The sequence below is a fragment of the Paenibacillus sp. ATY16 genome (assembly GCF_003399985.2).
Lineage (GTDB): Bacteria > Bacillota > Bacilli > Paenibacillales > Paenibacillaceae > Pristimantibacillus > Pristimantibacillus glycanilyticus.
In genome coordinates, this window is record NZ_NMOK02000015.1 from 329,444 (window position 1) to 348,903 (window position 19,460).

A 19,460-nucleotide genomic window follows, 5' to 3' on the forward strand; every position below is an offset into this window, starting at 1 on the left:
GATTTTTCTACTAATTGCCCGTAACCAGCAGATATGCCAGAAATACGGCTGCAAGCGCAAAGCGGTAATAAGCAAAAGGCGCAAGCTTAAAGCGTTCAAGGAGCTTCAAGAACGTAATAACCGCAACTAGGGCCACCACAAAAGCGACCAGGAAGCCGGTAATAAAAAATACCGCATCCGACGCTGTTAAGGTGTCATAGCTTTTTAATAATTCGAATCCGCTGGCGGCTACCATCATCGGAATCGCAATCAGGAACGAGAAGTTGGTTGCCGCTCTATAGCCAACGCCAGCCAACAATCCTCCCGCAATTGTCGCCCCCGAGCGCGAGAAGCCGGGCCAAAGCGCCAGACATTGAAATAATCCAATATAAATGGCCTGCTTATAAGTAATCTGATCCACTCCGGCCGATTGGACGGAAGACTTGCTGCTGCTCTCGCCAAACAGCATAAAGATCCCTCCAAGAACCAAGCCTACAAGCACGGTGTACGCGGAGAATAAATACGAAGTAATAATCGAGTGCAGAACTAGCCCCAGCACCATCGCAGGCAAGCAGGCAAGGATAATATGAAGAAGATTAAGTCTGCCTGGCTGCTTATCTTGCTGATTTTCAGCCATGTCCGGCGATAGTCTCCCTATCCCCAGAAGGTTTAATATTCTCCGCCAATAAATAACGGCAACCGCCAGAATAGCTCCAAGCTGTATAATAATTTCAAAGGTATCCGCCTTGTCGCCGGTAAAGTTCAACAGCTTTCCCGACAAAATCAAATGCCCCGTTGAAGACACCGGAAGGAATTCGGTTAATCCTTCTATGATGCCCTGAACGACGGCTGTAAGAATGTTTTGCATAACGGAATAACGACTCCTCTCGTAAATCTCGCCTAAATTAAACTTCTCCTAATGTAAGGTGAAGATCTCAACGAGCTGTGAATATTCAATTAAATTTTTATTAACTATTATGAAGAAAAATAAAGAAGCCTGATCCTCTGATCAGACTTCTCTTTACCCTCTGCAGCGATAGCCGGCCCCCCATACCGTTTCGATATAGTCGGGATTAGCAGAGTCCTTTTCAATTTTTTCGCGAATTTTCCGGATATGCACGGTAACCGTCTGCATATCCCCAAGCGCGTCAACTCCCCAAATCCGCTCAAAAAGATGCTCTTTGCTGAATACTTTATTGGGGTGGCTCGCCAGGAAGTACAGCAGATCAAATTCTTTCGTTGTTAATACGGCTTCCTCGTCATTCACATACACCTTGCGCGTATCCGGATCGATATACAGATCGCGAATTTGAATGATGTTTTTGATATCCTTTTTGCCGACCAGCCGCTCATACCTGGCCAGATGGGCCTTCACTCTAGCAACCAGCTCCGCTGGCTTAAACGGCTTGGTAATATAATCGTCAGCGCCAAGGCCTAAACCCCGAATCACGTCAATATCGTCATGGAGAGAAGTGACGATAAGAATCGGAATGTCCTGCTTCTCCCTTATTTTCTTGCAGACCTCAAATCCGTTCATCTTGGGAATCATCAGGTCCAGAATGACCAGATCGTAAAGACCGGACAAGCTCATGGCCAGACCCGCTTCTCCATCCCCGGCAACCTGCACTTCATACCCGTTAATCTCCAGGTAATCCCGCTGAAGCTCCGCAATCGTTGTATCGTCTTCAATCAGCAAAACCGATTTTATCATTTCCCTCCCCCTTCCCTTGAATGAATAGGCAGACTCAAGCTGATGGTTGTACCGGCAGTCCACTTGCTGGCCGCCGTTATCTCTCCGTTATGGCTCTCCATAATTTGCTTTGCAATGGCAAGCCCTAGCCCGCTGCCGCCCGTCTTATTGCTCCGCGATTCGTCGGCGCGATAGAAGCGTTCGAATATGTGTTCCAGATCCTTGTCTTTCATCCCGATCCCGTTATCCGAAATCTTCATGACTGCCTGATTCCCCTCTAGATAGGCCTTCATATGAATAACCGGCAATGGTTTGTCCATATACCTGACGCTATTGGAGATAATATTGTTCAGCACGCGTTTGAATTGATCCCTGTCCATGCGTACGAAATATCCGGCGGGCACGTCAATATCCGGCTCGAACGCAATTGATTTTTTCTCAAGCTCGAATTGAAGCTCCTCCGACAAATCGTTTAGAAAAGGCAAGAGCTCTACCGCTTCAAATTGGAATGGCTGACGGTTAAGATCAAGCTTGGAGTACAAAAAGAGTTCGTTGATCAGATGCTCCAGCTCCGCCGCCTTCGCATCGATGGTTTTCATGTACCTGGCGCTTTTCTCGGGCGTGTCCGCCACACCCTCCATTACCCCGTCAATATAACCCCGGATGGCGGTAAGCGGCGTTCTCAGATCATGCGATATGCTTGCGATCAACTCTTTGCGGTTCACCTCGTATTGCGCTTGGATCTGAATAGACTCCTGCATGCGCGAACGCATATCCTCAAATGCCATGCTTAATTGGCCAATCTCGTCTTTGCCCTCAACCTGAAGCTTGAAGTCCAGGTTTCCGTTCTTCATCTCCCGCGCGGCTGTCCGCAAGGTCTGCAGGCGGCGAATAATGTTTTTGGACATATAAGTCGTCAGCAGGACATGGGTAATAATCAGAATCAACAAAGAACACACAAATAAGGTGGGGAAATACTTGCGGATGAAGTAGGTAAGCGGATCTTCCTTCGATATAATAAACAAGCTTACCGGTTCATCCTTAAACATGACGTCAAACTGCAGAAATACATAATTCGTATTTCCTTCTTTTTTCTCCGTATAACCGTTTGAAGAATTCGGCCGTGCATATTCCGGTAAATCCGCTGCCAGCCGAGGGCTTTGCGCCATATTTTCCGAGCGGTAATAGATGGCATCGCCTCTTCTGACGATGATACCGGAATCGTTCTTCTCCAAATCGGCGGACATATCATTCAAATACGTCGAGTCCAGCAATAAATCGGGATGCCGAACCGAGGTGCGTTTGATTTCTTTGACCGCATGCTCGACGGCTTCGTGGCCAAACCTGTTTTCCGTCGTTTCGTAAACGCCCTTTAGATTCTTCACATCCCCCTGATAGAAGATAACCAGTAGCAGACTGATAACCAGGATCGAGATAAGCGGTATGACCAGCATGGCCGCATAAGATAATAGCAATTTAAAACGTATGGACATGCAAGGTAAATCTCCTTAGGGAAACAAAATAAGGTGCAGCTTGCGTTAAGGTTGCTTCTCTATTATTGGCAATGGGATTGGAAAGGTCAATCTCCCTTGCCATTAAGGACGATTCATAAGAGTCAGTATCTCTTTCGGATGTTCGAATTTATACTTCGCGGGTATAAGTTCAGGCTGCCTGCATCCCCATAACGCTAATCCAAAATCTACTCCGGCATCTCTGGCGCATTCGTAGTCGTAGACGGTGTCGCCGATATAAATGGTTGAGTCCGGCCGTGCGCCCGAGATCTCAAGAAAGGTAAGCAAAGGCTCCGGATGAGGCTTATGCCGGTTCGTATCATCCGCGCATAAAGCAAAGGGCAAATCGCGAACGAGACCAAAAGGGACAAAGTCATCCAGATACTCTTGACTCGTCTTCGAGGTAACCACTCCTTTTAGAACCGGATACTCCCTAAGTTCAGCGAGCAGCTCCCCAATCCCGTCAAAAACATGAATCGTCTGCCGGTAGTCCCTCATGAGGTCATTCCAGCGTTTATTCGCATGCTCCACGTCTTCAATACCGAGTTGGCGCAACGAAGCCGCCCCGGGAATCCCCAGCGCAAAAGCGAGAGCATCCAGGTCCATCTCCCGGTTATAGCTCGCTTTCAGCATCTTCTGCAAAGATCCTAATACCGCTTGCTCCGTATTGATTAAAGTGCCGTCAATGTCAAAAATAAGGCATGTATACATAACTATCTTCCTCCTACAGCTTTAGAATGAATCTCTTGTCTGTAGGCTAAAGTATGAAATCCTTTTCAGGTCAATAGCTAAATCGATTGCCTTACAAGGATGCGATACGGGATCTCGATCTTATCCCTGGATTTTTCAACGATGAGATCAAAGGCTTGCTCTCCGACCTTCACCAATTGATGATCAACCGTAGATAATCCTAATCCAATTCCGACCGGCTGATTTTCTTGGCCGATGATCGCCAAGTCTTCCGGCACCTCCAGCTGGATGCTCCTTGCATACTGGAAAATCCCTGTTGCAACCTCATCGCCGTTCGCGTAAATAGCCGTTGGTCTCAACTTGGCATGAAGCAGCTGCTTGGCCGCTCTTACCCCATCCTCCATGCTGTAGCAATCGCTGATATGATAGGCAGGCGAAAGTTCGCCAAAAATATGCTCATACGCTTTGAAAGTCAATCGGGTACTATTGCTCTCTTCGCCTCTTGCCGTCGTAAACGCGACACGGGTATGACCCTTGTCCTTTAATAATCGGAAGGCGTCTACGAAAGAGGCATACCGGTCCATGTAGGCGCAGCCAATCTCCGGATGATCCGTATATTCGCAAGCCACAATGGCCCCGTATTTGGAATAAGGGACAATGGCGTCCCATGCATTCGAGCGGGACGTAAGGATAATTCCGTCCAGCTGTTTATTTTTCAGCCTGTCCAAGGAACGGAGCTCTTTAGCCGGATCGTATTTGGTAGGCAGCACCATAACGGAATAATCGCGTTCCACCGAGCGGTTAAGGACGCCGTGAAGCAGCTGATCAAAAGCCTGATTGTTGTTGTAGGGCATAATGACACCGATGGTTCTTGTTTCTTGGCGGATTAAATCAACGGCCAGGCGGTTTGGCGTGTAATCCAATTCGTCGATCACGCGCTGAACAGCCGCCCGCTTCTCCTCCGACACATACGGATTATGATTTAGCACCCTGGATACCGTTGATACCGATACGCCTGCCCGCTTTGCAATGTCGTTAATATTTGCCATTGTCACCTCATGAGTTATAAATAATATCGAATATATAACACTATTCCCTATGCAACAAACAAAAGACTGACGATAAATCGGCAGTCTTTTGCTTGTTGCTTATTTCGTATTACGCCCTTATGGGTTGGTCGACCAAAGTCCCGCCTGCTTCAATACGACACGGCGGTGCAGCTTCAGCTGCGCTACAATCAGGTCCGCCAAATCTTCAGGCTGCATAACCTTGTCAGGGTTGCCGTCGGTTAACTTTAACTCCACAGCCATATCCGTTGCCACCGTGCTTGGGGTCAAGGTGATTACCCGAATATTATTCTTGCGAACCTCAAGCATTAAGGATTCGCTGAGACCGATAACGGCAGCCTTCGAAGCCGTATAGGCGCTTGTGAGAGGCGCTCCTCTCTGGCCGGCCGTGGACGCAATGTTTACGATATCGCCCGTATTGCGTTCAATCATCTCGGGCAATACCGCGCGTGTCGTGTAATACACGCCTTTGACGTTAACATCAATGATGTTCGTCCAATCTTCCGGCGTCAGATCCATGAAGCCGCCGAATTTGCCAATGCCGGCGTTGTTAATTAGAATATCGATGGCGCCTAACTCGGAGCGAATGCTCTCAACCGCTGCGGTAATCGAAGCCAGATCGGCCACGTCGGCTGATGCAAGGGCTACCTTCACGCCATACGGCTTAAGCTCTTCCGCTACTTTATGTAAGTTCTCAAGCGTTCGTCCAACAAGGCCGACATGAATACCCTCTTGCGCGAACGCAATGGCTACCGCGCGTCCGATCCCTCGCCCTGCTCCAGTAATTAACGCTACTTTCCCTGCTACGGATTGCATATTTGATCTCTCTCCTTTAGTTTGTAGTCAAGTTCTGATCAAAAACATTGTACAGTTCTTGATCCCCCGGGGCAAGGCGATGGTCAAGAGAAATTCCATGCGCAAGGACTGAATGGAACCAACGGCATGTCCTACAAGAAGTCGTGAATATCATCGGCCCGGAAGGTGAGATCGTAACGGAGACACCGGGTCGTTAATCCGAGAGCTGCCCTTTTCATCGTCTTAAACAAGGAGATCGGAAATAACCGGATCTTTTTTCAACACGCGTAGGATAACCGTTAAAGCTTCCGCCCTTGTAAGGTTATCGTCCGGCGCAAACCGGTTCTCGCCTTTGCCTTGAATAATTCCAGCTGCCGCAGCTTCTTCAATCATCATTTTAGCCCAATGCTGCGGAGCAACATCAATGAAGGTATTGGCTTTACCGGAATTGCTTGGCAGGATTAGTATTCTCGAAAGAATAGCAACCATCTCGGCACGCGTAATCTTTTGGTCAGGGTGGAAGGTTCCATCCGGATAGCCGCTGATCACTCCGTAATTGGCGAGAATTCCAATAGACTCTCGTGCCCAGGAATTCCGGGTATCTTCGAACTCTTTCCCGCCGTTTTCCAAACGCAAAGCAAATGCTTTAACGACAAGCGTACTAAATTCGGCTCTCGTAACGGAGGCATCCGGTCTAAAGCTGCCGTCCGGATAACCGTTAATGATGCCCAGCTTAGCGCCAAGCGAGAGATCTTTGGAAGCCCAATGGGACGCCGTATCCAGGAACGATGCAGGGTTCCCGGCATTTAAGGCATCTTGTATGGAAGCTTTAAGCCGGTCCATAGACACGAAATCGTAGAAGATCTTTGGAGCCGGGTTCGTTACAGGGCCCGAGACGGAGACACTGCTTACGGTCACGTTAATGTCTATGGATCGGGTTCCGTAGACGGCGGTGATTACCGTGCTGCCTGCCAGAAGACCTGTTATTGTCCCGTTTGAAACGCTGGCGATTGCGGGATTCCGAACAGACCAAGATACGTTTGAAGTTACATCCGCCTGAGTCAGATCCGAATACTTGGCTGTAATGGCTGTAGTCGCCGTTTGCCCCGCCAGAACGCTTATTGCATTCGTGCTGGCGCTTAAGCTGCTTAATGCGATCAAAGTCATGCTCTTCGTTACCCTGTTACTGTTGCTTGTTCCATCGTTTACGGTGAAGCTAATCGTGCGAGCCGCGGTATCCGGTGTCGCCGCTATGTTATTGTAGGTCACCGCGCGTAAAGCGTTCTGCCATTGGGACAAGGTTGCTGCAGCTCCCGCGGAAGTCATCGTCAACTCGCCGCTTGCGCTGGAATAACTGGCCGTAATATTGCCGTATGCCGACGCATTATCGTTCGCGAATGCCAGTACATCCTCTTGGTCACTGTAATGGCTCGAGACGTTAACCGTTGCGCTTGCTAGCGTTGCGTTGTCCAAATCGTTTATCGTAAGACCGTTGTCGATAGCGACCGGAGTAGAAGTTAATAGATCACCGGTCCTGAAAATGGCCGGACCGCTGCTCAACGATACGACAGGCGTCTGGTTCGTTGCCGCTACGGTAACGGTCCTCGTTGTTGTATTGCTGGTATTTCCTGCCCCATCGACTGCGCTGAAGCTGATTGTTCGCGTTGCCGTATTTGGCGTTATGGCGGTATCCGTATAAGCAACGGAACGCAATGCGCTTTGCCATTGTGCCAACGTTGCTGTTTCGCCCGCAGACGTCAGTTTCAGCACTCCCGTTGCTGCATTATAAGAAGCCGTAATGTTCCCCATGGTCGCTCCGTCGTTGGTAAAAGCCAATACATCTTCCCCAGGTTGGAAATTACCCGTTATAGCCACTGATGCGCTTGCAAGCGTAGCACTTATTCCATCGGTTACCGTGAGACCGGAATCGATAACAACCGGTGTAGAGGGCGTGTTATCACCGGCTACGAACGAAGCCGAACCGCTGCTCGCGGTCAAGTTTGGGAGCCCAATCACATTGACGGTATTCGTAGAAGCAGCACTGGTTTTTGTACCATCACTTACCATGTAGCTGATCGTACGGTTCCCTGTCGCCATACTCACTGTCGCAAACGTAACCGAACTTAAGGCATTGGACCACTGCGCCAAAGTCGCCGTTGCGCCTGCGGACACCAGCGTGAGCACGCCTGTGGCTGTATTATAACTTGCAACAATATTGCCGTATAGGACTGAGCTCGTGTTGGTAAAAAGAATCGTATCTTCTGATTTGTAACCAGCCCCAATGGATACTGTCGCGCTGGACAACGTCGTGTTATCCAGGTCGGTTACCGTTACACCAGAGTCAATAGTAACGGCAGATGTTCCGGAAATGTAAGCGGTTGTCCCGCCGGACGTGGTCACAATAGGAGTCTGGTCCGTCGCTGTTACCGTAACAGTCCTTGTTGTTGTGTTGCTGGTATTGCTTGCCCCGTCAATGGCACTGAAGCTGATTGTACGCGTTGCCGTATTTGGCCAAATGGCGGTATTGGTATAAGATACTGAACGCAAAGCGCTTTGCCATTGCGCTAACGTTGCTGTTGCGCCCGCGGACGCCAGCGTCAGCAAACCTGTTGCTGCATTATAACTGGCTGAAATATTACCCATGGTCGCCCCGTCGTTGATGAACCCCAGAACATCTTCTCCGGCATGGAAGTTGCCCGTAATGGCAACCGTTGCAATTTCTAGCGTAGCGCTAACCCCATCAGTGACCGTTAGACCGGAGTCGATAATAACCGGTGTAGAGGCCGTGTTGTCTCCTGCCGCGAATGAAGCCGAACCCGGAGTTGCGGTTATGACGGGATCCGCGGCGGCGAATGTGCTGGGCGTCAAATAATTCCCCAGCCCCAGTTGAAAGATCAACGCGAGAATAACCAATAACATCGATTTTCGTGATAAGTTTTTCATAACGGCCTCTGTCCATTTCTGTAATAGTTTAAATTAACTCTATTAATTAGCTCTATTTATTATAACTCCCATTGTTTAAATTGGTAATATGTTGGAACCAAAATATCACTCTTATAAAAAACAAAGAAAAACCTTCGATTCTATCAAAGGTTTTTCTTTATTCTTTCATTCATTCATCCAGAAGCGGACGAATCCACTTTATATAACATAACAACCCGGCAGCGAGCACAACAGCCGTTATCAGGAAGGGCATCTCGTAGTCTGCACCGGCCAAAATCAATCCTGCCAAATAAGCGGCAATGGAAGAACCTACGCTGCGGAAGACGGAACGCATCCCGGCGAAGAGGTTTCTCTCCTTTTCCTTAAGCGCGGACATTAATTTACTGTCTACCAGATTGGAAAGCATGGTCACCCCGCCTCCGCGGATAAGGAACAAGACCATAAACAGCCATACCGGCATGGACCAGAAAAGAGCCGCGAAAATAACTATATTCATAACGAAAACAGAAATAATTGCCGTATGCGGGCCAAACCGCTCCATGATATAAGGAGTAAGCAAAGAGCTTACGAAGAGAACAACTCCCGCTATTGCCAGCAGCAGAGAGACCTTATCGTCCATCCAGTCCAGCCGGTATTTGACGATCACATTGAGGAATGATCCCGTTATCGCAAGCGCTCCTCCTAGCAAAGCCATAAAGACGGCGAACAGCCATAGCTTGGAGCTAGGAAGCTTCTTTTTCCAACCGGACATCATCTCATGGTTTCTACTATCATCCCATCTATTCTCCTTAGGAAGAGTGGCGCCGCTCTCTGCCGGAAGAATCAAGCCGCGGACAATTCCATGAATGACAAACACCAGGCCGGCAAGAAGCAGCGCTGTCCGATAGCCTTCTCCGCTTGTTGCTTCGCTAGGCAAATAACCCGCGATTAAAGTACCCGCTCCCGTGAAGGCCGTAAAGACCGCAAACATCAGGGAGAACGCTCGCATCTCATCCCTGCGGGACGTGCAATAATGGAACAGAAGCTGTACCTCCGTCGTCTCTACCAGCGTTAATCCGATAGAAACAAGGATTTGAGCCAGGTAGAAGTAAGCAAGTTCGCCGGTAAAGGCATACAGGACATTGCCTGCCGCAATAAACAAGATGCCGGTAACGAGCAGCTTTTTGCGGCCGTACCGATTGGCGAGCAAGGATACGGGGATAGCCAGTATCCCCATAATCAGGATGCCAACGGATACTAAAGCGCCAACCTGATCTTCCTTTAATCCTTTGGACAATAAATGCAAATTAAGGACAAGCGAATACAATCCGATCCCGATACCGTACAAAGACTCGGTCATCAGGAAACGGCGAACGCCTGAGGGCAGACGCAATAATCCCCGGAAATAGTCCGACATCTCCTACTCCTTTCCGAGAGCGGAGAGGCCGCGCTTCGCTTCCAATCTCATCTGATGACTGATTCGCTCCGGAGCGGAATCCTCGGAAAGGTAAGGCTTTAATAGCACCCGGAAACGGAATTCGTCAGGCGTAACCATGCAATCCGGTGCTTGCGCCGGCCCGCAGCTATTGCTGCCAAGACCATTCTGCCGATAATCCAGGTTCAGCGTAATGAAATCCCGCGGAACAAGATCGCCGGCATGCCTTGCCGCTTCCAGATCGGCATCCGCATATCTTCGGGCGCTGAATTCAAGCGTTGGCTCGCCTACGGCAAGCAGCCCGATACCGCCGCCGTCCGTCACCGACACCCAGCGGACATCCGTGCGGTTGCCGTTTTCCTGCGGATAAATATAAGGAGTAAACAGCTCGTCTACCGTTTTGCTATACACGCCGAAACGTCCCGCTTCCTTGCTGTCGGAATAACTTTCTCCCGGTCCGCGGCCATACCATTTGACGTTCTCCATAGACGGAGGGAGCTCCATTTGGAGTCCAATCTTAGGCAGCATAGCTGGCGGCTTGCCTTCCGGAACCCCGTGAATATCAATCATTATTAATCCGGAGCCCGTTACGGTATAGACGGTTTCGCAGCGGAAGCCCCAATCATGCACCGGCGGCGCTATGCGGGAGATCCAGCTGATCCGAACAGTCCCTTCATCAAGCCGTTCCCACTGGCATCCATCGATACGCTCCGACAGCTTATCCAGATGCGCCTTGCGCCAATCGGGCAGGACATACATGTCGTTATCAATCGGCGCCCTCCAGAAGTTAAGGCGCGGCCCTTTGTTCACAAGCACTTGTCCGTTCATTCGAAGCGAGCGGATGCCCGATTGACGGGAGTCGAAGGCCATCTGGAACAAATCGTTTTCAAGAATAATTTCTCGTCCTTCCTCCGAGCAGGATAAGCTTCGAATAGGCAGATTTACGGCTGCCGCCGAGGCGTTCCTCTTCACAGCTTCAAGCGCAAGCTGCGCCCAGGCGAGCTCATGTCCCCGCTCTCCCCAGCTGCAATCCGCCGCAAGCGAGAAACCGATGTTCAACCACCGCTCGGCACCAGGATCTAAATGGGCAAGCTGCGCATCCGTCCGAACAGGAACGTCCAGCTCCGCGCTTTCGCCCGGTCCAATCGAAGGCAGCGTCAGAACGCCGCTTTGAACCTTACGTCCGTCTGCAATCACGCTCCAATCTGCGTGGAGGTGATCCAGCGTAATAAAATCGTACCGGTTAACGACGCGTATACGATGATTCGACAGATATTCAACCCTTACAGGCTCGATTATCTTCTTGTATTCGATAAGTCCCGGTGAAGGCGTTCGGTCGGGACGAACAAGGCCGTCGATGACAAAGTTGCCGTTATTCGGTTCATCGCCGTAGTCTCCGCCATAGGCGTAATCGTCTTTTCCGTCAGCCGTCTTCCGGGAGATGCCGTGGTCAATCCACTCCCATACGAAGCCGCCCTGCAATCTTCGGTAAGCATCAAAGGTATCGAAATACGTCTTGAGCCCTCCCGGTCCGTTCCCCATCGCATGAGCGAATTCGCATAGGATATGCGGTTTGGGATGATCAACCAGCTGTCCGAAGCCTTCCATTTTCTCCACGGAGGAATACATCGTGCTCACAACGTCGCATACTTCCGCATCCCGGTCTTCTTCATAATGAATGAGACGGGTCGGATCAGCCTGCTTGCACCATTCCGACATCGCCCTGAAATTGCAGCCAAAGCCGGATTCGTTGCCAAGCGACCAGAACAAGACGGATGGATGGTTCTTATCGCGTTCGACCATGCGGCGGATCCGGTCAACATACGCGTCCTGCCAGGCGGGATCATCGCTTAAACGAGAGATATTGCCGAGCGGCTCGAATCCGTGAGTCTCCAAATCCGCCTCTTCCATCACATACAGCCCGTATTCATCGCAAACGTCATAGAACCGGGGATCATTCGGATAATGCGCGGTTCTCACCGCATTAATATTATGCTGCTTCATCATCATGACATCTTGGATCATCGTGGACAGCGTAACCGTACGTCCCGTATCCGGATGATGGTCATGCCGGTTCACGCCTTTAAGCAGGATGGCTTTGCCATTCACCAAAAACTGGCCGTCCTTCACTTCAATCTTGCGGAAGCCTACCCGCTGGGCAACCGTCTCCACCACATGGTCATGCTGATCGACAATGCTGATCGCTAAATGATACAGTGCCGGCGATTCGGCGCTCCACAGCGCAGGCTTTGTAACCGGCATCGCGAATTCGGTAAAAGCTTGATCATAGCTTGCCTGACCGATCGCATTAACCGCGGAAGCAACCGGCTGGCCTTCCTGATCCAGCAGGTTCAATCTGACTTCCCCTTGCAGATTGTCTCCGCTTAACTCTATTTTTACGGACAGGTTTGCATCGCAATACTGCGAGTCCAGCTCGGTCACGATCCGGTAGTCTGCAATACGGATGGAGGGTGGCTCGGAGATCAAATACACGTCCCGGAAAATACCGCTCATATACCACATATCCTGATCTTCCAGGTAGGAGCCGTCCGACCATTGATAAACCCGGACGGCCATGCGGTTCATTCCGGCTTTCGCATAAGGAGTTAAATCAAACTCCGACGTTAAGCGGCTTCCTTGGCTGTAGCCTACGAACTCACCGTTCACCCAGACATGGAAGGCGCTGTCTACGCCGTCAAACTTGACCGCCAGCTTTCTTCCGTTCCAATACGGAGGAAGCTCAAACTCCCGCACATAGCTGCCCGTCGGATTATCGTTAGGCACATGGGGAGGATCGACCGGAAACGGATAATACAGATCCGTGTAATGCGGATGACCGTAGCCCTTCAACTGCCAGTGACCCGGAACCTGAACCTCGTCCCAGCCGGAAACGTCATAGCTCTCTTCAAAAAAGGCTTCCGGCGCCCACTCAGGCCCTTGCGCATAGTGAAACTTCCAGTTGCCGTTTAAGGATTTGAACCAAGGGGAGCTTCCCCTGTCATAGCTTAAAGCGCCTTCTATATCAGAAAAAGGGATGAAATACGCCCGGCTTTTCGCCCGGTTGCGCTCCAGCACCGCCAGATTGTCCCAATCCCGTTCGATTGTCTTGTTTGTCATGATGCTTCTCCTCCCGAATCGCAAAGCTCTCTGTTTATTTAATCCCCGTATTGGCGATTCCGCCTACAATATAACGCTGCGCGAAGAAAAATACGGCAAGCGGCGGAATCGAGATCAGACAGGTAATCGCCATAATGGACTGCATATCGACGCCAAACATCCCCTTGAACTGCGACAAGCCAAGCGTAAGCGTGTATTTCGACTGATCATTAAGGAAAATGAGCGGTCCCAGGTAATCGTTCCAGCAGTTCATCACTTGAAACACTCCGACCAGAATAAGCGGTGGCCCCATAAGCGGCACGATGATTCGCGCAAGAATGCCGAACTTGTTCGCTCCGTCAATCGTCGCCGCTTCATCCAGCTCGCGCGGAAGCGTAAGAATAAATTGTCTGAGCAGGAAGATGAAATAGGCCGACCCGAACCACGATGGAACAATAAGCGGCTTAAGCGTATTGATCCAGCCCAGGTAGTTAAACTCCATGTATTGCGGAATCATCGTCACTTCCCAAGGAATCATCATCGTCGCCAGCACGACAAGAAACAACAGATTGCGTCCCTTGAATTCGAATCTTGCGAAGCCGTAAGCTACAAGCGTACAGGATACCAGTTGGCCAATCGTTGACAACAGCGTCACGATAACCGTGTTTTTCAGGAATAAGTTGAAGGGCTGTATCGTCCATGCATCCGAAAAGTTACTGAATTGGAGTGCGGAAGGAATCCATTTCGGCGGAAAAAGGTACAGCTCGGCTTGTGACTTAAGCGCCGTGGTCACTGCCCAGAACAACGGCGCGGCGAACAGCAGCGAGCAGCAGATCAATAACGCATAGATAAATAGCTTTTTCATGCGGTTTTCCCCTTTCCGCCAGCTTTCGTTTTCTTCTGAGGCTTGCGCTTCATCTCGCCTTCATAGAACACCCAGGCTTCGGAAGACTTGAATACCAGGAAGGTTAACGTAAGCACGATAAGGAACATAAACCATGCGTTAGCTGCGGAATAACCCATTTTGTAATATTTGAACGCATTCTCGTACATGTACATCGCGTAGAAGTAAGTGGCTTTCATCGGCCCGCCGCCCGTCAAGAGTAACGCGAGAGTGAGCTGCTGGAAGGCCGCGATAATGGAAGTAATCAGGTTGAACAGAATGGTTGGGCTAAGCATGGGAACCGTCACGCTGAAGAACTGCCTGATTTTCCCCGCTCCATCCAGTGAAGCAGATTCATATAGATCCTTCGGAATTCCCTTAAGCCCGGCGAGAAAGACGAGCATCATGGAGCCTTGTCCCCATAGGCTTGCGACAACCATCGCAACCATGGACCATTTGGTATCGTTCAGCCAGTCCGGACCTTGCACGCCAAGAATCGAGAGAAAATAATTCAAGATACCGTAATCGCCGCTGTACACCCAGGACCAGATCATCGCTAGAGCAACGCCGGAAATAACGGAAGGCAGATAAAAGGCGGTTCGGAAAATAGCCGTGCCGCGCGTGTTCTGATTGAGCAGAATGGCAAGCCCCAGCGCGACGATAATGTTGAAAGGAACAAACAGCGCGGCAAACTTAAGCGTTACGCCTAGCGACTTCCAGAATAACGGATCATCCGTAAACATGGATTTGTAGTTTCCAAGACCAATGAAATGCACTTGGCCTACGATAGGCCAATCAAAAAAAGAAATAATAAGCGAGAACAATAACGGGCCTAGCGTGAAAACGAGGAATCCGAAGATCCACGGGAAGATGAAGAGGTAGGGCGCAGCCCCACCCCATCTGCGTTTTCTTCTAGGCGTGAAGCTGGCCGCGTTGTTCCCTGCTGTCTGCGAGTAGGTCTGAGCCATCTCCTAACCTTCTTTCCAAAGCTGTAATGTTATTTCAAATACCGTTCGCTATCCTTTACGGCTTGATTAAGCGCATCCTGCGCATTGCTGCCGTGCACGACCGCTTCAACCGCGGCGGACAGCTGGCGGTTCACTTCATTCCACTTGTCGTTAAGAAGGAAGGCAGGCGTATTGTCCGAGCGCTCCAGCATTGTATAGTAAGGCTTGTACAGAGGATCCTGGTCCTTCTTCAGCTCGCTTACTACGCTTACCCGTACCGGCAGGTCGGCTACGCGCATCTTGATGGCTTCGCTCGACACGTAATATTTGATAAATTCCCAAGCCAGCTCCTTCTGCTTGGAATCCTTGGCAATGGACAGGGCAGATTCGGCGACGACGCCTTTTACCGGCTTGCCCGGGAAGGCCGGCATCTCTACCGTGCCTACGTCAATGCCTGCTTGCTTGAAGGATTCGAGCGGCCAGATGCCGCTTTCCCACATGGCGATTTTTCCGCCTTTGAAAATATCCTCTCCGCTTTGCTGCCCTTTGCCGCCCGTCAATACAGCCGAGCCGTTCTTCAGCATATCGCCAAACATTTGGATGGCGCCGGCTGTTTCCTTGCTGTTCATATAACCGTCGATTGTTTTGCCGTCCTCCGAAATATAAGAACCGCCGTTGCTCCATACAAAGCCTTGCAGATCATACGTATCGTTCTCCGCGCGTACGCCAAAGCCGTATTGCTTCTTCGATTTATCCGTCAGCTTCTGTGCGGCGGACTGAAAATCATCCCATGTCCAGCCATCCTTCGGATACGCGATGCCCGCATCGTCAAACATCTTTTTGTTGTAGTAGACCACGCGAGTCGTAAAGCCTGCCGGAATGCCATAGAGATTGTTATCTATAGTCGCATAATTGAACAAACCGCTGTAGAAATCATCCTTATTCAGATCCTTGTCGCCGTCCGCGTAGCTGTTAAGAGGCTCAAGCGACCGGTGATACGTTGGGAAGTCCCACATGTACATCACATCCGGAGGATTCGTAGCGCCAAAGCCCGCAGCGAGCTTCTGGTCAAAGCCATCCGCGTAGGCTTCTACCTGCACCTGCGTTCCGGGATGATCGGCTTCGAATTTCTTCGCGATATCCTGCTCGATCTTAAGCGCGTCGCCTGTATCCCATGTCGCGAACCGAAGCTTCTTCACATCGGCGGAACCTTTGCCGCCCGCGGACTGCGCCGAATTGCCGCCCGAGCTTTCATTATTGCCGCCGCATGCCGTCAGCGCAGCCATCGACACTACAGTTGTCAGAAGAATAAAGGTTAGTTTCTTTTTCATTTCTGGCAGCTCCCCTTTTGAAAAATGAGATATATAATAATTGAACCGCTTTCATCATAACGAAAATGAAAGCGGTTCAAAACCGATAACTATTCGATTGTTTCCGTGTTTTTGTTCGATTGCGAAGGCGGGTGGTCTTCTGTTAGATGCCTGTTGTCTTTTTGTTCGGCGCGGTAACGGCTTGGCGTCTCCCCCGTGCACCGCTTGAACCACTTGCTGAAATATTTGCTGTCGCCAAGCCCCGTGCGCTCGGCAATTTCCTGCATCGTTAGATGGGTATCTCTTAATAATCCCGTAGCCAGCTTAAGCTTCCGCTTGTATTGAAAAGCGACAAAGCTGTCCCCGACCGCTTTCTTGAACAGAATCGAGAAATGGCTGCGGCTGAGACCGACCTGCCTTGCCACGTCGCTGACGGACCATTCGGCGGACGGATTGTCGTGAAGCAGCTTGACGGCGCGCCAAATGGCTTCCGGCCAATCCGATTTGGATACATTATAAGCCTTCTCCATTTCGGCCTCTTTATGAAGCGACTGCAAGGCTTCCAATCTTTCTTCCGTATCCGAGAGCGGACCTCTTCTCGACCATTGCAGCTTCGCAAGCTTGCTTTTATGCTCCACCAGCAAGCTCTCCATAGCATTTGCCTTAGATTTGGGCAGCATGCAATAACAGCGCTCTTCCCCATACGGAATTAGCATACCGGTACAAAGCTGCTGATCATGAGAGGTGCCTTGCCTCAGCAGATCCGGCCATGAGCATTCGCAGCCCACGGTTTTAATAAAATAGATATAGACGGGCTCATCGTTAAAGGACCGGTCCTCGCCGGAACGCTTCTCCATTTCGCCGATAAACTTATCATTGTGTCCGTTCAGCCAAGCATATAGAAGAGTGCTCAGTCGCTCTCCTTGATCGGTTTCCTTGTCTTTCACAGCCGCCGATTCCGAAGCTGCCGCGAACTCTCTTTGGAACTTCGCGAGCATTTCCTCCAGCTCTTCATCCTCGAATGCCGTTTTTAGCAAATAACCGGATGCGCCAAGCTTCATGCCCTGCTGCGCGTATTCGAAGTCCCGATGGCAGCTGAGCAGAATGATTTTTGTATCGGGAGCTGTTTCTTTCACTTTCCGAGATAATTCTATGCCGTCCATCTCGGGCATCACGATATCCGTGATGACGACCTGGGGCCGGTGTTCCAGAAAAGCTTCCCAAGCTTTGCGCCCGTTCGGGGCATCCGAGACCACTTCCATTCCGTATTTCTCCCAAGGTACGGTCGAACGGAGTCCTTTGCGGACAATACTCTCGTCGTCTGCAATCAATACTTTAATCGCTGTTTCCGTTTCCATGCGGATTCTCCTCCTTCTTGGGCCATTCGATGACGATGGTTGTTCCTTCTCCATGAATCGATTGTATGTTTAACCCGAACTGCGGTCCAAAATGCAGCTTGAACTTCTGATTCGCGTTCTGCACGCCAAGCCCCCCCCTACCCTTGCGCTTCTCCGTACTCGGCAAGAGAAGACGTTCCAGCTTCGCTGCGGGAATGCCCGCTCCGTTATCGGACAGGATAAGCCGCAGATGATTGCCTGCTTCGCGAATGGTTAACCCAATCTCGCCTTGACCATCCTCGAACCCATGGAAAAAAATATTTTCGAATAGCGGCTGCAGCGTCATTCGGGGAATCAAATAGCGCTTAAGCTGCTCTTCGCATTCCAGCTTGTACGTAAACACGGAGCCATAACGTATTTCCTGGACTTTGAGATAATGCTCGATAATCTTCAGCTCGCTCCCGAGGGGAATCATCTCCTGCGAGATATCCAGATTGCCCTCCAGCACCTTGGTCAGATGGTATAGCATCTGGCGAATGTCCTCCGCTCCCTGCAGCCTTGCTTTCCATTGAATCGAGTTCAGCGTATTGAACAGCAGATGGGGATTGATCTGATAGTGAAAGGCTTTGAGCTCCGCTTCCTTCTTAAGCCTCTCGCTTTGTTCAATCTCGCCGACTAACGTCTGTATGCCGCTTACCATATTGTTAAAGCTGATATCGAGAACGCCCAGCTCGTCCTTCGCTTCCACCTGCGTTCTCGTATGCAGCTTGCCGAAGCTGACCTTCTGCATTGCGTCTTTGAGCCGGCGGATCCGCACGGTGAAACGGGATGAGAACAAATAAGCGAGTCCAAATGCCAAAAGACAAGAAGCGGTTGCCACGATTATCGTGTTCGACCTGATAATGCCGGAGGAACGATAGAACGACGCGGCAGGCAGCCTTGATTCTATGTTCCACCCGTTTACGGCTATGGTTTTGTTCCAGACAATATCGCTTGACTGCGAAGCAAAAGCCCCCGCCGTTTCATAGATAACCCTTCCGCTTGAGTCATTGATTCGAAGATGCGCCTTCGTATCGTTCTCGAACAGCTTGAACATGTGAAGCAGCTCTTCGGCATTCTCTTCGATTAAAATTTTGCTTCCTTTCAGGGCTCCATAGGGATTATTAATCGATACGGCCAAGCCCAGAACCGGCATGCCGGCATCAGCCGTATCGTTCATTCCGTGGCTCTGAGGGTAGAAACCAAGCCAATATTTGCCCGATTGGGAATCCGACATCGTATGCCATGCGGGAATGGCCGTCAGCTTGGATACGTCCAGATTATTTTCCCCATAATAATAGCCGGTACGAGTAATGATATAAATGCCGGTCGTCCGATCGGCTTTAAGCGCTTTCAAAAGCGACTCCAAATCATTTTTATCCATGATATCGCTATAGGTTGAAGGAGGCTGATCTCCTAAGTCAGCCCACGCGGGATCAAGCAAATACGTATAAATCGTCTCCGTCGTCTGATTCATCCGGTTCAAATAGGAGCTCGTCTGCTGTTCCAGCTGCGCTACGGCGTTCTCGCCGTATTTGCCGAACTGGGAATTAATAACCTTCGCCGATTGATAGTAGGACATGGCGCCAAGCGAAAGCAGCGGGATAATCGTAACAATAAGAAAACTGACGAGAAATTTGGTGCGAATGCTCCGGTAAGCGCTTGGCTGAAGGCGAATGCGAAGCCGTTTCAGTAAATCGTTCATAGGGATGCCCTCCGTGCTGCTGCTTGCAAAAATCAACTGAATTGTAGCATGGAC

The 19,460-nt window shown here is 50.3% G+C and carries 14 protein-coding genes; all 14 read right to left on the reverse strand.

Annotation, left to right across the window (positions count from 1 at the left end):
- Positions 1–10: 10 nt before the first annotated feature.
- Complete coding sequence (locus CFI03_RS09920) at positions 11–847, reverse strand: undecaprenyl-diphosphate phosphatase (RefSeq protein WP_248757258.1); 837 nt, start codon at positions 845–847, stop codon at positions 11–13.
- A gap of 153 nt (positions 848–1,000) precedes the next feature.
- Positions 1,001–1,690, reverse strand: coding sequence for a response regulator transcription factor (locus tag CFI03_RS09925; protein WP_127496090.1), 690 nt, complete (start codon positions 1,688–1,690; stop codon positions 1,001–1,003).
- Entirely contained in the window at positions 1,687–3,162 is a 1,476-nt protein-coding gene (locus tag CFI03_RS09930) for a sensor histidine kinase (RefSeq protein ID WP_248757259.1), read from the reverse strand. The genes CFI03_RS09925 and CFI03_RS09930 overlap by 4 nt, the downstream gene beginning before the upstream one ends.
- A 102-nt stretch (positions 3,163–3,264) precedes the next feature.
- Positions 3,265–3,891, reverse strand: a complete 627-nt coding sequence (locus tag CFI03_RS09935) for an HAD family hydrolase (protein ID WP_248757260.1) — start codon at positions 3,889–3,891, stop codon at positions 3,265–3,267.
- A gap of 77 nt (positions 3,892–3,968) precedes the next feature.
- Entirely contained in the window at positions 3,969–4,919 is a 951-nt protein-coding gene (locus tag CFI03_RS09940) for a LacI family DNA-binding transcriptional regulator (RefSeq protein WP_248757261.1), read from the reverse strand.
- Between the two features lie 117 nt (positions 4,920–5,036).
- The gene (locus CFI03_RS09945) at positions 5,037–5,753 is read right to left on the reverse strand and encodes a 3-ketoacyl-ACP reductase (protein WP_248757262.1); all 717 of its coding nucleotides are present in this window, start codon (positions 5,751–5,753) and stop codon (positions 5,037–5,039) included.
- 222 nt (positions 5,754–5,975) lie between these two features.
- Positions 5,976–8,675, reverse strand: coding sequence for an S-layer homology domain-containing protein (locus CFI03_RS09950; protein ID WP_248757263.1), 2,700 nt, complete (start codon positions 8,673–8,675; stop codon positions 5,976–5,978).
- Between the two features lie 169 nt (positions 8,676–8,844).
- On the reverse strand, positions 8,845–10,071 hold the full coding sequence (locus tag CFI03_RS09955; protein WP_248757264.1) for an MFS transporter: 1,227 nt from the start codon (positions 10,069–10,071) through the stop codon (positions 8,845–8,847).
- Positions 10,072–10,074: 3 nt separating this feature from the next.
- Positions 10,075–13,206: a beta-galactosidase, LacZ type gene (gene lacZ / locus CFI03_RS09960; protein WP_248757265.1), complete on the reverse strand. Its 3,132-nt coding sequence runs from the start codon at positions 13,204–13,206 to the stop codon at positions 10,075–10,077.
- Between the two features lie 34 nt (positions 13,207–13,240).
- The gene (locus CFI03_RS09965) at positions 13,241–14,050 is read right to left on the reverse strand and encodes a carbohydrate ABC transporter permease (protein ID WP_127496098.1); all 810 of its coding nucleotides are present in this window, start codon (positions 14,048–14,050) and stop codon (positions 13,241–13,243) included.
- Complete coding sequence (locus CFI03_RS09970) at positions 14,047–15,036, reverse strand: carbohydrate ABC transporter permease (RefSeq protein WP_201004207.1); 990 nt, start codon at positions 15,034–15,036, stop codon at positions 14,047–14,049. The genes CFI03_RS09965 and CFI03_RS09970 overlap by 4 nt, the downstream gene beginning before the upstream one ends.
- 29 nt (positions 15,037–15,065) lie before the next feature.
- Entirely contained in the window at positions 15,066–16,346 is a 1,281-nt protein-coding gene (locus CFI03_RS09975; protein WP_248757266.1) for an ABC transporter substrate-binding protein, read from the reverse strand.
- 89 nt (positions 16,347–16,435) lie between these two features.
- Positions 16,436–17,683 (reverse strand): response regulator transcription factor, encoded by a 1,248-nt coding sequence (locus CFI03_RS09980; RefSeq protein WP_248757267.1) that lies wholly within the window; start codon positions 17,681–17,683, stop codon positions 16,436–16,438.
- Positions 17,661–19,406, reverse strand: a complete 1,746-nt coding sequence (locus CFI03_RS09985) for a sensor histidine kinase (protein ID WP_248757268.1) — start codon at positions 19,404–19,406, stop codon at positions 17,661–17,663. The genes CFI03_RS09980 and CFI03_RS09985 overlap by 23 nt, the downstream gene beginning before the upstream one ends.
- Positions 19,407–19,460: the final 54 nt, after the last annotated feature.

Bases quoted from the DNA above. Each gene is read 5' to 3' on its own strand.
- CFI03_RS09945 (WP_248757262.1), bottom strand. From the start codon at position 5,753: ATGCAATCCGTAGCAGGGAAAGTAGCGTTAATTACTGGAGCAGGGCGA.
- CFI03_RS09940 (WP_248757261.1), bottom strand. From the start codon at position 4,919: ATGGCAAATATTAACGACATTGCAAAGCGGGCAGGCGTATCGGTATCA.
- CFI03_RS09935 (WP_248757260.1), bottom strand. From the start codon at position 3,891: ATGTATACATGCCTTATTTTTGACATTGACGGCACTTTAATCAATACG.
- CFI03_RS09925 (WP_127496090.1), bottom strand. From the start codon at position 1,690: ATGATAAAATCGGTTTTGCTGATTGAAGACGATACAACGATTGCGGAG.
- CFI03_RS09950 (WP_248757263.1), bottom strand. From the start codon at position 8,675: ATGAAAAACTTATCACGAAAATCGATGTTATTGGTTATTCTCGCGTTG.
- CFI03_RS09980 (WP_248757267.1), bottom strand. From the start codon at position 17,683: ATGGAAACGGAAACAGCGATTAAAGTATTGATTGCAGACGACGAGAGT.
- CFI03_RS09920 (WP_248757258.1), bottom strand. From the start codon at position 847: ATGCAAAACATTCTTACAGCCGTCGTTCAGGGCATCATAGAAGGATTA.
- CFI03_RS09930 (WP_248757259.1), bottom strand. From the start codon at position 3,162: ATGTCCATACGTTTTAAATTGCTATTATCTTATGCGGCCATGCTGGTC.
- CFI03_RS09965 (WP_127496098.1), bottom strand. From the start codon at position 14,050: ATGAAAAAGCTATTTATCTATGCGTTATTGATCTGCTGCTCGCTGCTG.
- CFI03_RS09985 (WP_248757268.1), bottom strand. From the start codon at position 19,406: ATGAACGATTTACTGAAACGGCTTCGCATTCGCCTTCAGCCAAGCGCT.
- CFI03_RS09970 (WP_201004207.1), bottom strand. From the start codon at position 15,036: ATGGCTCAGACCTACTCGCAGACAGCAGGGAACAACGCGGCCAGCTTC.
- lacZ (WP_248757265.1), bottom strand. From the start codon at position 13,206: ATGACAAACAAGACAATCGAACGGGATTGGGACAATCTGGCGGTGCTG.
- CFI03_RS09955 (WP_248757264.1), bottom strand. From the start codon at position 10,071: ATGTCGGACTATTTCCGGGGATTATTGCGTCTGCCCTCAGGCGTTCGC.
- CFI03_RS09975 (WP_248757266.1), bottom strand. From the start codon at position 16,346: ATGAAAAAGAAACTAACCTTTATTCTTCTGACAACTGTAGTGTCGATG.